This is a genomic window from Pseudomonas sp. LBUM1657 (genome assembly GCF_059716075.1).
In genome coordinates this window covers 644,206-659,962 of the sequence record NZ_CP166799.1, presented here as the reverse complement: position 1 = coordinate 659,962, position 15,757 = coordinate 644,206, and the positions used below count along the sequence as shown (strand labels likewise).

The following is a 15,757-nucleotide window of genomic DNA, read 5'->3' as shown; positions in this document are numbered from 1 at the left end:
TAGCGTTACCGCATAACGCTAATGCACCGCCCAACCCGCAGCCCACGTGCTGCGGGTTTTCTTTTTGAAGAAGTGATTCACCGCCCCGATGAACAAGTACCTCTTGTCCAGCCTCTGCCTGCTCGCCCTGAACAACAGCGCCCACGCACAACCATTGACCCTGCCTACCGGCACCGTCACGGCGCAAGCCAATGACGACGAAACTGTCAGCCTGAACACCCCGACCACCGCCGGTTCGCGCCTCAACCTTACGGCGCTGGAAACCCCGGCCAGTGTCGAAAGCCTGACCGGTGAACAGATCCGCGCTCGGGGTGATCGCAGCGTGCAAGACGCGGTGTCGCGCAGCACCGGTATCAGCCGTACCGGCACGCCGGGTGATGGCGGCACGTCATTGTCGGCGCGAGGTTTTACCGGTCAGAGTTCGGTCATGCAGTTGTATGACGGCAACCGGATGTACACAGGCATGGGCACTGTGACCTTTCCGGTCGATACCTGGTCGGTAGAGCGCGTCGATGTGTTGCGAGGTCCGGCGTCGGTGCTGTACGGCGAAGGCGCGACCGGCGCGGTGGTCAATGTGATCCCGAAAAAGCCCTTCGAAGGCGAGATCGAAAACCACCTGCGTGTCGGCTACGGTTCCTACGACAGCCAGCAACAGGCCTTCGACAGCGGTGGCTCCTTGAGCGACACCCTGAGCTATCGCTTGAACCTCAATCGCCTGCGCAGCAACGGCTGGGTCGATCGCGGCGATTCGTCCAGTGACTTCATCAGTGCCGCTCTGCGCTGGCAGGCGACGGACGATCTGGCCTTCACCCTCGCCCACGATTACGGTGACCAGAAGCCGATGAATTATTTCGGCACGCCGCTGATCAACGGACGCTTTCACGAAAGCCTGCGGGACAAGAACTACAACATCAGCAACGACAAACAGCACTACAACGATCAATGGACGCGCCTGACCAGCGACTGGCAGATATCCGATGCGGTCAGCGCCAGCAACGAACTGTATTACCTCAAGGCCCAACGCCGCTGGCAGAACGCCGAGAACTACAACTTCGACCGCGACACGCAGCAACTGAGCCGCAGCGGCTATTTCGGCATCGGCCACAAACAGGAACAGATCGGTGATCGCCAGACGTTCACCTTCAAACACTCGCTGTTCGGCCTCGACAGCCAGACCGTCACCGGCGTCGACTACAACCGCATCCGCTTCCAGCTCGACAGCAACTCGCCGTTCAATGACGTACTGCCCGCTGGCCAGCCGATCGATGTGTATCACCCGCAACCGGGTCGTTTTGAAAGCGCCGATCCGTACCGCGATCAGTTTCAGAGCACCACCAAACAGATGTCGGCCTTCGCTGAAAACCGTACGCAGCTGAGTGAACGCTGGTCCGTGGTGACCGGTGTGCGCCGCGATTACGTGCACGTCGACCGTGACAACCTGGTCGATGGCAGCCAAAGCGACAAGACCCTGACCGGCAACAACTGGAAAGCCGGCCTGGTGTTTGCCGTGACTCCGGACACCTCGTTCTACGGCCAGTACGCCACGAGCACCGACGGTGTCGGCGGGTTGATTTCCCTGAGCCCGAGCCAGCAGCAATACGACTTGGCCACGGCGAAGCAGACCGAAATCGGCGTGAAGCAGATGTTCTGGAATCAGCGCGGCGAGTGGACGCTGGCAGCCTATCGCATCGTCAAAAAGAAACTGCTGACCGACGACCCGGGCAACCCGACGCTCAAGCAGCAAGTCGGCCAGCAATCGTCCAATGGCCTGGAAGCCAGCCTCGATCTGCAACTGCCCCACGCCTGGCAACTGCAAGCCAACGCGGCCATCGTCAAAGCCAAGTACGATGATTTCGAAGAACGGGCCGGCGGTGTGCCGGTGTCGCGCAACGGCAATCGCCCGGTGGACGTGCCACGGCGCACGGCCAATTTGTGGTTGAGCAAAGCGATCAACGATGACCTCAAGGCCGGCGTCGGTGTGCGCTATGTGGATGCGCGTTATGCCGACATGGCCAACCAGAACGAGTTGCCGAGCTACACCGTGGTGGACGCCACGCTGTCATGGAAAGCGCTGCGCAATACGACGCTGGGGTTGCAGGTGAACAATTTGTTCGACCGCCAGTATGCGCAAAGCCAATACAATGAGGGGCAGCAGTGGATCCTCGGCGAGCCTCGGTCGTTTTTCGTCACCGCTGATTACACCTTTTGATTCAAGGGCCTCTTCGCGAGCCAGCCCGCGCCCACAGGACTCGCGCAGTCCCTGTGGGAGCGGGCTTGCTCGCGAAGGCGCCATCAGCAACACCCAATATTTCAGAGTAAATGCATGACCTCGCTGAACCTCACGAACCTCGCCTGGACACCCCTGGGCCATGGCCACTGTCATCATCAGTTCCAGCTGCGTGACGCCTCGCTGCACGTGGCTGGCGGTGAGTTCGTCGGGCTGATCGGCCCCAACGGCAGCGGCAAGACCAGCCTGTTGCGGTGTGCCTATCGCTTCAGCAAACCCGAGAGCGGCGAGGTCAAGCTCGACCACCACAACGTCTGGAAACAGTCCTCACGCTGGTGCGCGCAACGCATCGCCGTGGTGCTGCAGGAATTCCCCGACGCCTTCGGCCTGACCGTGGACGAAGTGGTCGCCATGGGCCGCACGCCGCACAAGGGGCTGTTCGACGGCGACACGATCGAGGACCGAAATCTCGCGACCCAGGCCCTGGAGTCGGTCGGCCTCAAAGGCTTCGAAGATCATGCTTTCGCCACCCTCTCCGGCGGTGAAAAGCAGCGCGTGATCCTCGCCCGAGCCCTGGCCCAGCAACCGCAACTGCTGATCCTCGACGAACCGACCAACCACCTCGACCCGCGCTATCAGCTGGAGCTGTTGCAACTGGTCAAGCGTTTGAAGATCGGCACCCTGGCGAGCATCCACGACCTCAATCTCGCTGCCGCGTTCTGCGATCGGCTGTACGTGATCAATCACGGTCGCATCGTTGCCAGCGGCCCCCCCGAAGAAGTCCTGACCGCTGTGCTGTTGCGCAACGTGTTCGGCGTCGAAGCGCTGATCGATAAACACCCCTTGCACGGCTACCCACGAATCACCTGGATAACCCAACCATGACTTTGCGTTCTCTGCTGCGCTCTGGCCTCTCTCTCGCTCTATTTCTCGGCACCGCCCAAGTGTTTGCCGAGGCCACCCAATACCCGCTGACGATTCAAAGCTGCAACCGCGAAGTGACCTTCAAGCAAGCGCCGAAAAAAGCGGTCAGCCACGACATCAACATGACCCAGATGATGCTCGCCCTCGGTTTGAAATCGCAGATGGCCGGCTACAGCGGCGTCACCGGCTGGAAGTCTGTCACGCCCGAAATGCAGACCATCCTCGATGGCCTGCCGGAACTGGCGGCCAAGTACCCGTCGGTGGAAACACTGCTCAACGCCAACGTCGATTTCTTTTTCGCCGGTTGGGATTACGGCATGCGCGTGGGCGGCGACCTCACGCCGCAAACCCTTCAGCCGTTGGGCATCAACGTCTACGAGCTGACCGAGTCCTGCGCGTTCGTCATGAAGCGTCCGCCTGCCAGTCTGGAAGACACTTACAACGATCTGCGCAACCTCGGCAAAATCTTCGACGTGCAGGATCGCGCGAATGCCTTGATCGCCGAGATGCAGGCGCAAGTCGCCGAAGTCCGCAAGGGTCTGCCCACCGACAAACCTCGCGTGTTTCTCTACGACAGTGGCGAAGACCGGGCCATGACCTCCGGCCGCCTCGGCATGCCCCAAGCGCTGATCGATGCCGCCGGTGGGCGCAATATTCTGGACGACGTCGACGCGAGCTGGACCCGGGTCAACTGGGAGAACGTGGTCGAACGCAATCCGCAGGTGATCGTGATTGTCGACTACGGCGAAGTGACCGCCGAACAGAAGGCGCAATTCCTGCTGGCCAACAAGGCCCTGCAATCGGTGGACGCGATCAAGAACCAGCGCTTCATCGTCATTCCATATGTGCAGGCCACGCCGGGGATCGATAACGTGCTGGCAGTCGAAACCCTGGCCAAGGGTTTCCACGGCGAATGATCAATGGTCGCTACGCGTTGTTACTGATCGCCCTCGGCGCGCTGTTGCTGGGGTCGTGCGTGGTATCGCTCGGCTTTGGTCCGGCGCGGGTGCCGGTGGACGTGGTCTGGCGAATCCTGCTGCACAAGGCGTTCGGCATCGGCGACATGAGTTGGACCGCCGGACAGGAACATATCGTCTGGCTGATCCGCGTGCCGCGCATGCTGCTCGGCGCGCTGGTGGGTGCCGGGCTGGCGCTGATCGGCGCGGTGCTGCAAGCGGTGACGCGCAACCCGTTGGCCGATCCCCATTTGCTCGGCGTCACCTCCGGCGCGACCCTGGGGGCGGTGATCGTGGTGCTGCATGTTGGAGAAATCGTCGGCTTGCTGACGTTGCCGATCGCGGCGTTCATCGGTGCGTTGCTGAGTATGTTGATCGTGCTGATGATCGCCAACCGAAACGGGCGGCTGGACAGTGACCGGCTGCTGTTGTGCGGCGTGGCGGTGTCCTTCGTGATGATGGCGATCGCCAACCTGCTGCTGTTTCTCGGCGATCACCGCGCCAGTTCGGCGGTGATGTTCTGGATGCTCGGCGGCCTCGGCCTCGCGCGCTGGGAGTTGCTCGCGGTACCGGCCGCCAGCGTGTTGCTCGGGTTGGTGTTGCTGTTGGGCATGGCGCGACCATTGAACGCGCTGATGGCCGGCGAGCAGACCGCCGTGACTCTCGGCCTGAATGCCCGCGCGGTTCGCCTGCGGGTGTTTGTGATCGCCTCGCTGATGACCGGAGTGCTGGTGTCGATCAGCGGCTCCATCGGGTTTGTCGGGCTGATGGTGCCGCACATTGCCCGGCGCCTGGTCGGCGCTGAACACCGTCGATTATTGCCGGTGTGCGTGCTGCTCGGCAGTGTGTTTCTGGTGTGGGTCGACGTGGCCGCCCGAACATTGATCGCCCCGGAAGATCTACCGATCGGCGTCGCCACCGCGGCCATTGGCGGCCTGTTCTTCATCGGCCTTATGCGCCGCCGCTGACTCAAACAAATCAAAACTGTGGGCGCGAGCTTGCTCGCGAATCCGGTGTGTCAGCCAACATAAATGGCGACTGACACGCCCTCTTCGCGAGCAAGCCCGCTCCCACAGGTGATCACTGTTGGCCGCCCCAATGTGGCGCATCTCGGCGCACCAACGCCTCATGCGCGTCCTTTCATGGTGCGCCGAAAAACCGCGCAACCCCTCTAACACGACATTTTCGTGCCTTTTCCCGACCGGGCACAGCCCTTGCAAAACAGCCTTCAGTAGTCCGCATCTGCCAACCAAAAAAATTTCTAACGTTCATGGAGATCGCACAATGAAGCGTCGCAGCTTGATCAAGGCTTTCACACTATCGGCATCGATTGCCGCGATGGGCATGACCTGGACCGTCCAGGCCGCAGAGACCATCAAGGTCGGTATCCTGCACTCCCTGTCCGGGACCATGGCGATCTCTGAAACCTCGCTCAAAGACATGGCGTTGATGACCATCGACGAGATCAACGCCAAGGGTGGCGTGAACGGCAAGATGCTCGAACCTGTGGTGGTCGACCCGGCGTCGAACTGGCCGTTGTTCGCCGAGAAAGGCCGTCAGCTGCTGACCCAGGACAAGGTCGCGGTGGTGTTCGGTTGCTGGACTTCCGTGTCGCGTAAATCGGTACTGCCGGTGTTCGAAGAGCTCAACGGCCTGCTGTTCTACCCGGTGCAATACGAAGGTGAAGAGATGTCGCCGAACGTGTTCTACACCGGTGCCGCGCCGAACCAGCAGGCGATCCCGGCAGTGGAATACCTGATGAGCGAAGAAGGCGGCAGCGCCAAGCGTTACTTCCTGCTCGGCACCGATTATGTGTACCCGCGCACCACCAACAAAATCCTGCGCTCGTTCCTGCATTCCAAAGGTGTGGCGGACAAGGACATCGAAGAGGTCTACACCCCGTTCGGCCACAGCGACTATCAAACCATCGTGGCCAACATCAAAAAATTCTCGGCCGGTGGCAAGACCGCCGTGATCTCCACCGTCAACGGCGACTCCAACGTGCCGTTCTATAAAGAGCTGGCCAACCAGGGCCTGAAAGCCACCGACGTGCCGGTCGTGGCGTTCTCCGTCGGTGAAGAAGAACTGCGCGGCATCGATACCAAACCGCTGGTGGGTAACCTGGCGGCGTGGAACTACTTCGAGTCGGTCGAGAACCCGGCGAACAAGAAATTCGTCGCTGACTGGAAAGCCTACGCCAAGAAACACAACCTGCCGGGCGCCGACAAAGCGGTGACCAACGACCCGATGGAAGCCACCTACGTGGGCATCCACATGTGGGCGCAGGCGGCTGAAAAAGCCAAGTCCACCGATGTCGACAAAGTCCGCGAAGCCCTGGCCGGCCAGACCTTTGCCGCACCGTCCGGCTACACCCTGACCATGGACAAGACCAACCACCACCTGCACAAGCCGGTGATGATCGGCGAGATCCAGGCGGACGGTCAGTTCAACGTGGTGTGGCAGACCGAAGGGCCGATCCGTGCCCAGCCGTGGAGCCCGTTTATCTCGGGTAACGACAAGAAGCCGGATTATGCGGTGAAGAGCAACTAAGCCACTGGATGTCAGGCCTGAACATGGAGTTCGGGCCCGACACAATTCCTGTGGGAGCGGGCTTGCTCGCGAAGACGGCGGCACATCCAACACTCATGTGACTGTCACACCGCATTCGCGAGCAAGTCCAATCGTCGCACCGCCGCTCCCACATTTAGTCCGCGCAAGGCCAATGACATGCCCACTGCCCTTTACCGTTTGATCCTCGCCCTCGCGCTGCTATTGCCGATGGCCGCCCACGCCGGCGACGCCGAAGACTTCGTCGCGGCCAATCCCGTGCAGCAAGCCAAGCTTCTGGAAGCCTGGGCCGCGCAGCCCGACCCGGCCCGTGTCGAACTGATCAACGCCCTGCAACAAGGCGAGTTGACCATCGACGGCCAACCCAAAACCCTGCGCCTGAACAACCGCCTGCGGGGTCTGATCGACACCGCGCTGGCCAGCCACCAGTTGCTCGCCGCCGACGCCAATATCCGTCTGGCCGCCGCGCAGCAATTGCAGAAAAGCGCAAAACCGGCGCAGCTGAAGTTCCTCGACCAGCAACTGGCTGGCGAAAAAGATGAAAGCGTTCACGCTGCTCTGAGTCTGGCCCTGGCCAATCTGCAGCTGGTGGACGCCGACCCGGCGGTGCGCCTCGCTGCAGTGCGTCTGCTCGGCGAAACCGGCGACCCACTGGCCCGCACCCGCCTCGAAAGTCTGCTGGCGCCCGGCGTCGAAGCTGACGCCAACGTGCGTACCGCCGCCGAAACCAGCCTCGCTCAAGTCAAACGCAAACTGCTGATCGGCGAGATCCTCGGCCAGGCCTTCAGCGGCATGTCCCTCGGTTCGATCCTGCTGCTCGCGGCCCTCGGTCTGGCAATCACCTTCGGCCTGCTGGGCGTGATCAACATGGCTCACGGTGAAATGCTGATGCTCGGCGCGTACTCGACGTACGTGGTGCAGTTGATGTTCCAGCGCTTCGCCCCCCAAGCCATCGAGTTCTATCCGCTGATCGCATTGCCGGTGGCATTTTTCGTCACCGCGGCCATCGGTATGGCGCTGGAGCGCACGGTGATTCGTCACCTCTACGGCCGCCCGCTGGAAACCCTGCTCGCCACCTGGGGCATCAGCCTGATGCTGATTCAGCTGGTGCGACTGGTGTTCGGCGCGCAGAACGTCGAAGTGGCCAACCCGGCGTGGTTGTCGGGCGGGATTCAAGTGCTGCCCAATCTGGTGCTGCCGTACAACCGCATCGTGATCATCGCCTTCGCCTTGTTTGTGGTGGTGCTGACCTGGCTGCTGCTGAACAAGACGCGCCTGGGTTTGAACGTGCGTGCCGTTACCCAGAATCGCAACATGGCCGCTTGCTGCGGCGTGCCGACCGGGCGCGTGGACATGCTCGCCTTCGGCCTCGGCTCGGGCATTGCCGGTCTCGGTGGTGTTGCACTGAGCCAGATCGGCAACGTTGGCCCGGACCTCGGCCAGAGTTACATCATCGACTCGTTCCTGGTGGTGGTGCTCGGGGGTGTCGGCCAGTTGGCTGGTAGCGTACTGGCAGCCTTCGGGTTGGGCATCGCCAACAAGATTCTCGAACCGCAAATCGGTGCCGTACTCGGCAAGATCCTGATCCTCGCGCTGATCATTCTGTTTATCCAGAAACGTCCGCAAGGCCTCTTCGCACTGAAAGGACGGGTGATCGACTGATGAACCAGCCTCTGATGCTCACGGCCACTCAAAAGGCCGGCCCCAAAGTCACGATTGCCGTTGGCGCGGTGATCCTTCTTCTACTGCTGGCGTTGCCACTGCTGTCGTTGTTGTCGCCAGACAGTGCGTTTCACGTTTCCGCATACACACTGACGTTGGTGGGCAAAATTCTGTGCTACGCCATCGTCGCCCTGGCACTGGATCTGGTCTGGGGTTACGCCGGTCTGCTGTCCCTCGGCCATGGCCTGTTCTTCGCCCTCGGCGGTTACGCCATGGGCATGTACCTGATGCGCCAGGCCTCGGGTGATGGCTTGCCGGCGTTCATGACCTTCCTGTCGTGGACCGAATTGCCGTGGTACTGGACCGGCACCAGCAGCTTCCTCTGGTCGATGTGTCTAGTGGTGTTGGCGCCGGGGTTGCTCGCGCTGGTGTTCGGTTTCTTCGCCTTCCGCTCGCGGATCAAGGGCGTGTACTTCTCGATCATGACCCAGGCCTTGACCTTCGCCGGAATGCTGCTGTTCTTCCGCAACGAAACCGGCTTCGGCGGCAACAACGGCTTTACCAACTTTCGCACCATTCTCGGCTTCGGCATCACCGAGCCGAGCACCCGCGCGGTGCTTTTTTTCGCCACGGTGGTGTTGCTGGTGGCCAGCCTGTTCATCGGTTGGCGCCTGGCGCAGAGCAAGTTTGGCCGAGTGCTGACGGCGCTGCGGGATGCGGAAAACCGCCTGATGTTCTGCGGCTACGATCCACGCGGTTTCAAGCTGTTTGTCTGGGTCTTGAGCGCGGTGCTGTGCGGTCTGGCGGGGGCGTTGTACGTGCCGCAAGTCGGCATCATCAACCCGAGTGAAATGTCGCCGACCAACTCGATCGAAGCTGCGGTTTGGGTTGCCCTCGGCGGACGCGGCACGCTGATCGGCCCGTTACTCGGCGCCGGTGTAGTGAACGGCATGAAGAGCTGGTTCACCGTGGCGTTCCCGGAATACTGGCTGTTCTTCCTCGGCGCGCTGTTCATCGTCGTGACCTTGTATCTGCCCAAAGGCGTGATCGGTCTGTTGAAGAAAAGGGGCGATCAATGAGAATCACACCAACGGCGGAATTTATGCTCGAACCGGCCTTTTTCCCAGTGGAGCCCAACAAGGATGCCGGCAGCAGCCGCGACGCCATCGGCCTCGGCCAACGCGTCGGCCCCGGCCTCGATACCCGCCACGGCACCATCCTGACCCTGGAAGACATCAGCGTCAGCTTCGATGGTTTCAAGGCGCTGAACAATCTGAACCTGTACATCGGCGTCGGCGAACTGCGCTGCATCATCGGCCCCAACGGCGCGGGCAAAACCACGTTGATGGACGTGATCACCGGCAAGACTCGCCCGAGTCACGGCAAGGCCTGGTTCGGTGAAACCCTCGACCTGACGCAGATGAGCGAAGTGCAGATCGCCCAGGCCGGCATCGGTCGCAAGTTCCAGAAGCCGACGGTGTTCGAAGCGCTTAGCGTGTTTGAAAACCTGGAGCTGGCGCAGAAAACCGACAAGTCGGTGTGGGCTAGCCTACGGGCTCGTTTGACCGGCGAACAGAAAGATCGCATCAGCGAAGTGCTGGACACCATTCGCCTGACCACTTCGGTCAACCGCCCGGCGGGCTTGTTGTCCCACGGTCAGAAGCAGTTTCTGGAAATCGGCATGTTGCTGATGCAGGACCCGCAACTGCTGCTGCTCGACGAACCGGTGGCGGGCATGACCGACGCCGAAACCGAATTCACCGCCGAGCTGTTCAAAAGCCTGGCGGGCAAACATTCGCTGATGGTGGTGGAACACGACATGGGTTTCGTCGGCTCCATCGCCGACCACGTCACCGTGTTGCACCAAGGCAGCGTGCTGGCCGAAGGGTCGCTGGAGCAGGTGCAGGATAACGAGCGGGTGATTGAGGTTTATCTCGGTCGCTAGACCTGTGAACACCTTCCAATGTGGGAGCGGGCTTGCTCGCGAAAGCGGTGTGTCAAGCAACGCAAATGGTGAATGTAAGTCCGCTTTCGCGAGCAAGCCTGCTCTCACAGGGGTTCGAGGAGAAACAAAAGATGCTGCAAGTCGACAAGCTGCACCAGTATTACGGCGGTAGCCACATCCTGCGGGGCCTGACGTTTGACGTGAAGGTCGGTGAAGTCACCTGCCTGCTGGGGCGCAACGGCGTCGGCAAGACCACCCTGCTCAAGTGCCTGATGGGCTTGCTGCCGGCCAAGGAAGGTGCGGTGAACTGGGAAGGCAAACCGATCACCACCTTCAAGCCGCACCAACGGGTGCACGCGGGCATCGCTTACGTGCCACAGGGTCGCGAAATCTTCGGCCGGCTGACCGTGGAAGAGAACCTGTTGATGGGTCTGTCGCGGTTTCCTGGCTCCGAAGCCAAGGAAGTCCCGGCGTTCATCTACGAGCTGTTCCCGGTGCTGCTGCAAATGAAGCAACGCCGTGGCGGTGACTTGTCCGGTGGGCAACAGCAGCAGCTTGCAATCGGAAGAGCGCTGGCCAGCCGTCCCCGCTTGCTGATTCTTGACGAGCCCACCGAAGGCATCCAGCCGTCGGTGATCAAGGAAATCGGCGCGGTGATCAAGAAGCTCGCGGCCCGTGGCGACATGGCTATTCTGCTGGTGGAGCAGTTCTACGATTTCGCCGCCGAACTGGCCGATCAATACCTGGTGATGTCCCGGGGCGAGATCGTGCAGCAGGGCCGCGGCGAAAATATGGAAGCCGAAGGTGTGCGCGGTCTGGTTACGATCTAATCTGTAGCGTCCTAACGATAATTAGAAACCATGAATTTACCTGCCACTACTGCCCTGTTCACCCCAAGCTGGCACGCCGAGCTGGAGCTGGGCTACGCCCGATTCGGCGACAGCACGCGCCCGGTTCAGCGCCGCCATAAAGGTCCGCTGCGGGTGCAAAAGCATCTGTACGCCGAAGGACCGGAAGTCTGCCAGCACATCATCGTTCACCCGCCAGGCGGGATTGCCGGTGGTGACCGACTGGATATTTCGGCCAGTGTCGGTCGCGATGCCTGGGCGCAAATCACCAGCCCCGGCGCGGCCAAGTGGTATCGCGCTGCCGGCCCCGCCTATCAGCAGCTGGACTTGAAGGTGGCGAGCGGTGCGACACTGGAATGGCTGCCACAAGAGACGATTATTTTCAGCGCGGCCCAGGCCGAGCTCCGCACCTCCATCGACCTGGAAGGCGAAGCGCGTCTGTTTTACTGGGACGTGGTCGCCCTGGGTCGCCCGGCCAGCGGCGAGCGCTTCGACCTCGGGCACTTCCAGGCGCAATTGGATATCCGCCGCGACGGTCAGTTGCTCTGGCACGAACGCCAGCGCATTGTCGGGGGTGATGGCTTGCTCGATTCGCCGATTGGCCTGGATGGACAACCGGTGTTTGCGACGTTGTTGGTGACGGGCGAAGTTGATAGCGAATTGCTGGAGACGTGCCGTTCGCTGCCCAATGATGTGCGCGGAGATTTGACGCAGCTGCCGGGACTTTTGGTTGCTCGGTGCCTGGCCAGTGAAGCGTTGCTGGCACGTGGTTGGCTGATTGATTTGTGGCGATTGCTAAGGCCTGCATTGCTCGGTCGTGAAGCCGTCCCTCCAAGAATATGGAGCACCTGAAATGCGATTCAAATGTGGGAGCGGGCTTGCTCGCGAATGCGCTGGGCCAGTCAGCATTGAAGTTGAATGACACACCGCATTCGCGAGCAAGCCCGCTCCCACAGGGGATTTGTGTTTACAAGTCCAACACCTTTTTATCTGCCCTGATGGATTCCAACAATGGACCTGACCCCACGCGAAAAAGACAAGCTGCTGATCTTCACCGCCGGCCTCGTGGCCGAGCGGCGTTTGGCGCGCGGTGTGAAACTCAACTACCCGGAAGCCATGGCTTATATCTCCGCGGCGCTGCTCGAAGGCGCTCGTGACGGCCAGACCGTGGCCGAGCTGATGCACTTGGGCACCACCCTGCTCAGCCGCGAACAAGTGATGGAAGGCATCCCGGAAATGATCCCGGAGATCCAGGTTGAAGCGACCTTCCCCGATGGCACCAAACTGGTCACCGTTCACCAACCGATCGCCTGAGGCCGCGCCATGAGCTACCACATCCGCGATGCGCTGCATGCCGATCTACCGGCAATCCGCGACATCTACAACGACGCCGTACTCAACACCACGGCGATCTGGAACGAACAGGCCGTCGACCTGGGCAACCGCCAAGCGTGGTTCAGTGCCCGACAGTCCCAGGGTTATCCGATTTTGGTGATCGTCGACGGCGACAACACAGTGCTGGGCTACGCTTCATTTGGTGACTGGCGGCCATTCGACGGTTTCCGTCATACCGTCGAGCACTCGGTGTACGTGCGCAGCGATCAGCGCGGCAACGGTCTAGGCCCACAGCTGATGACCGTGCTGATCGAACGCGCCAAAGGGTGTGACAAGCACATCATGGTCGCCGCCATCGAAAGCGGTAATGCCGCGTCCATTCGTCTGCATGAGCGAGCCGGTTTCTTGACCACCGGGCAGATGCCCCAGGTGGGCACCAAATTTGGCCGCTGGCTGGACCTGACGTTCATGCAACTGACCCTCAATCCTGGCGCGGAGCCGCCGCCCGCCAACAAGGAGTAACGCCCGATGAACGCCGCCCAACTGCGACGCGTCAATGTTGAAAGCTTTGCGCACTATCGTCAGGGTTTGATTGATCTGCTGCTCGACGCCGTCGGCTATGGCGCCAGTGTCGGGTTCATGGCCAATCTGGACGCCACTTCGGCCCGTGCGTATTTCGATGAAGTTCAAGAGAACCTGAACAAGGGCAACGTGCTGCTGTGGGTGGTGGTCAAGGACGAGCAGGTACAAGCCAGCGTGCAACTGACCCTGTGCCAGAAAACCAATGGCCTGAACCGCGCTGAAGTACAAAAACTGCTGGTGCGTGAACACGCGCGGCGTCGCGGCCTGGGCCAACAGTTGATGAGCGCTTTGGAACAAGCCGCCCTCTCGCACAAACGCGGCATGCTCTACCTCGACACCGAGGCCGGCTCCCCTGCCGAAGACTTCTACAAGGCCCTGGGCTACACCAAGGCCGGTGAAATTCCCGACTACGCCTGCGACCCGAGCGGCCAGTACAAACCGACCGCCCTCTACTACAAGATTCTGCAAGGAGCCCATTGATGATTCCCGGTGAATACCAGATCCAGCCCGGCGACATCGAACTCAATGTTGGCCGCCGCACCGTCAGCTTGAGCGTGGCCAACAGCGGCGACCGGCCGATCCAGGTCGGCTCGCATTACCACTTTTTCGAAACCAACGACGCCCTGACCTTCGACCGTGCCGCCAGCCGCGGCATGCGCCTGAACATCCCCGCCGGCACCGCCGTGCGCTTCGAACCGGGGCAGAGCCGCGAGGTCGAGCTGGTCGACCTGGCCGGGCATCGCCGGGTGTTCGGGTTTGCCGGGCGGATCATGGGTGATCTCTAAATCATGCAGCGCCTGTACTGGCCCCTTCGCGAGCAAGCCCGCTCCCACAGTTGATCGCGTTCCCCTGTGGGAGCGGGCTTGCTCGCGAATCTGTGAGCTAAGCGAACAGTCTCAAATTCAATTGAATCTCAAGGCGAACGAATGAAGATTTCCCGTCAAGCCTACGCCGACATGTTCGGCCCAACCGTCGGTGACAAGGTCCGCCTGGCCGACACCGAGCTGTGGATTGAAGTGGAGCAGGACTTCACCACCTACGGCGAAGAAGTGAAATTCGGCGGCGGCAAAGTCATCCGCGACGGCCAGGGTCAAAGCCAGTTACTCGCCGCCGAAGTGGTCGACACCCTGATCACCAACGCGCTGATCATCGACCACTGGGGCATCGTCAAGGCAGACGTCGGCCTCAAGGACGGTCGCATCGCCGCCATCGGCAAGGCCGGCAACCCGGACATCCAGCCGAACGTCACCATCGCGGTCGGCGCCAGCACCGAAGTCATCGCCGGTGAAGGCATGATCCTCACCGCGGGCGGCATCGACACGCACATCCATTTCATCTGCCCGCAGCAGATCGAAGAAGCGCTGATGAGCGGCGTCACCACCATGATCGGCGGCGGCACCGGTCCCGCCACCGGCACGAACGCCACCACCTGCACCTCTGGCCCGTGGCACCTGGCGCGCATGCTCCAGGCTGCCGACGCGTTCCCGATGAACATCGGCTTCACCGGCAAGGGCAACGCCAGCCTGCCGGAACCGTTGATCGAGCAGGTCAAGGCCGGCGCCATCGGCCTGAAGCTGCACGAAGACTGGGGCACGACGCCAGCGAGCATCGACAACTGCCTGACCGTGGCCGATCAGTACGACGTGCAGGTGGCGATCCACACCGACACCCTCAACGAATCGGGCTTCGTCGAAACTACCCTCGCCGCCTTCAAGGGCCGCACGATCCACACCTACCACACCGAAGGTGCCGGTGGCGGTCATGCCCCGGACATCATCAAGGCCTGCGGGTTTCCCAACGTGCTGCCGAGCTCCACCAACCCGACCCGGCCGTTCACCCGCAACACCATCGACGAACACCTCGACATGCTGATGGTCTGCCATCACCTGGACCCAAGCATTGCCGAAGACGTGGCCTTCGCCGAAAGCCGCATCCGTCGTGAAACCATCGCTGCCGAAGACATCCTGCACGACCTCGGCGCGTTCTCGATGATCAGCTCGGACAGCCAGGCCATGGGCCGCGTCGGTGAAGTCATCACCCGCACCTGGCAGACCGCCGACAAGATGAAAAAGCAGCGTGGCCCGCTGCCCGGCGATGGCGAGGGCAACGACAACTTCCGCGCCAAACGCTACATCGCCAAGTACACGATCAACCCGGCGATCACCCACGGCATCAGCCATGAAGTGGGCTCGATCGAAGTGGGTAAATGGGCCGACCTGGTGCTCTGGCGCCCGGCGTTCTTCGGGGTCAAACCGACCCTGATCCTCAAGGGTGGCGCCATCGCGGCCAGCCTGATGGGCGATGCCAACGCCTCGATTCCGACACCGCAACCGGTGCATTACCGTCCAATGTTTGCCAGCTACGGCGGCTCGCTGCACGCCACCAGCCTGACCTTTATCAGCCAGGCTGCGCAGGCGGCAGGATTGCCTGAAGCCTTGGGTTTGAAGAAGAAAATCGCCGTGGTCAAAGGCTGCCGCGACGTGCAGAAAACCGACCTGATCCACAACGACTATCTACCGGATATTGATGTCGATCCGCAGACCTATCAAGTCAAGGCCGACGGTGTGTTGCTGTGGTGTGAACCGGCAGAAACCCTGCCGATGGCCCAGCGTTACTTCCTGTTCTGAACCGGTAGACCTGCCACAAAAAAGGCCTCGATCACTCAACGTGTCGAGGCCTTTTTCTGTGTCCTGGTGATTACTCTGGAGTT

Annotated in this window: 15 protein-coding genes; all 15 read left to right on the top strand. The window is 61.3% G+C overall.

Features of this window, described 5'->3' with window-relative positions:
- Positions 1-88: 88 nt before the first annotated feature.
- The 15 genes from ACA055_RS02960 (at position 89) to ureC (ending at position 15,674) form a co-directional block, all read left to right on the top strand.
- Positions 89-2,209 carry a TonB-dependent receptor gene (locus tag ACA055_RS02960; RefSeq protein ID WP_497682293.1) on the top strand — a complete coding sequence of 707 codons (2,121 nt, stop codon included), beginning with the start codon at positions 89-91 and terminating at the stop codon, positions 2,207-2,209.
- 114 nt (positions 2,210-2,323) lie between these two features.
- Positions 2,324-3,112, top strand: coding sequence for an ABC transporter ATP-binding protein (locus ACA055_RS02955; protein WP_497682292.1), 789 nt, complete (start codon positions 2,324-2,326; stop codon positions 3,110-3,112).
- Positions 3,109-4,068, top strand: a complete 960-nt coding sequence (locus ACA055_RS02950) for an ABC transporter substrate-binding protein (RefSeq protein ID WP_497682291.1) — start codon at positions 3,109-3,111, stop codon at positions 4,066-4,068. The genes ACA055_RS02955 and ACA055_RS02950 overlap by 4 nt, the downstream gene beginning before the upstream one ends.
- Positions 4,065-5,075, top strand: coding sequence for a FecCD family ABC transporter permease (locus tag ACA055_RS02945; protein ID WP_497682290.1), 1,011 nt, complete (start codon positions 4,065-4,067; stop codon positions 5,073-5,075). The genes ACA055_RS02950 and ACA055_RS02945 overlap by 4 nt, the downstream gene beginning before the upstream one ends.
- Before the next feature lie 316 nt (positions 5,076-5,391).
- Positions 5,392-6,657: an urea ABC transporter substrate-binding protein gene (gene urtA, locus ACA055_RS02940; protein WP_497682289.1), complete on the top strand. Its 1,266-nt coding sequence runs from the start codon at positions 5,392-5,394 to the stop codon at positions 6,655-6,657.
- 177 nt (positions 6,658-6,834) lie between these two features.
- Complete coding sequence (urtB, locus tag ACA055_RS02935; RefSeq protein WP_497682288.1) at positions 6,835-8,337, top strand: urea ABC transporter permease subunit UrtB; 1,503 nt, start codon at positions 6,835-6,837, stop codon at positions 8,335-8,337.
- On the top strand, positions 8,337-9,416 hold the full coding sequence (urtC, locus tag ACA055_RS02930; protein ID WP_497682287.1) for an urea ABC transporter permease subunit UrtC: 1,080 nt from the start codon (positions 8,337-8,339) through the stop codon (positions 9,414-9,416). The genes urtB and urtC overlap by 1 nt, the downstream gene beginning before the upstream one ends.
- Positions 9,413-10,282 (top strand): urea ABC transporter ATP-binding protein UrtD, encoded by an 870-nt coding sequence (gene urtD / locus ACA055_RS02925; protein ID WP_497682286.1) that lies wholly within the window; start codon positions 9,413-9,415, stop codon positions 10,280-10,282. The genes urtC and urtD overlap by 4 nt, the downstream gene beginning before the upstream one ends.
- 131 nt (positions 10,283-10,413) lie before the next feature.
- A complete protein-coding gene (urtE, locus tag ACA055_RS02920; RefSeq protein ID WP_008031204.1) occupies positions 10,414-11,112 on the top strand; it encodes an urea ABC transporter ATP-binding subunit UrtE in 699 nt (232 codons plus the stop codon).
- A gap of 30 nt (positions 11,113-11,142) precedes the next feature.
- A complete protein-coding gene (locus ACA055_RS02915; RefSeq protein ID WP_497682285.1) occupies positions 11,143-11,982 on the top strand; it encodes an urease accessory protein UreD in 840 nt (279 codons plus the stop codon).
- A 159-nt stretch (positions 11,983-12,141) separates the two neighbouring features.
- Complete coding sequence (ureA, locus tag ACA055_RS02910; RefSeq protein ID WP_497682284.1) at positions 12,142-12,444, top strand: urease subunit gamma; 303 nt, start codon at positions 12,142-12,144, stop codon at positions 12,442-12,444.
- Between the two features lie 9 nt (positions 12,445-12,453).
- Complete coding sequence (locus tag ACA055_RS02905; protein WP_497682283.1) at positions 12,454-12,987, top strand: GNAT family N-acetyltransferase; 534 nt, start codon at positions 12,454-12,456, stop codon at positions 12,985-12,987.
- 6 nt (positions 12,988-12,993) lie between these two features.
- On the top strand, positions 12,994-13,527 hold the full coding sequence (locus ACA055_RS02900; protein ID WP_497682282.1) for a GNAT family N-acetyltransferase: 534 nt from the start codon (positions 12,994-12,996) through the stop codon (positions 13,525-13,527).
- The gene (locus ACA055_RS02895; protein WP_497682281.1) at positions 13,527-13,832 is read left to right on the top strand and encodes an urease subunit beta; all 306 of its coding nucleotides are present in this window, start codon (positions 13,527-13,529) and stop codon (positions 13,830-13,832) included. The genes ACA055_RS02900 and ACA055_RS02895 overlap by 1 nt, the downstream gene beginning before the upstream one ends.
- Before the next feature lie 141 nt (positions 13,833-13,973).
- Positions 13,974-15,674 (top strand): urease subunit alpha, encoded by a 1,701-nt coding sequence (ureC, locus tag ACA055_RS02890; RefSeq protein ID WP_497682280.1) that lies wholly within the window; start codon positions 13,974-13,976, stop codon positions 15,672-15,674.
- The last annotated feature ends 83 nt before the right edge of the window (positions 15,675-15,757 follow it).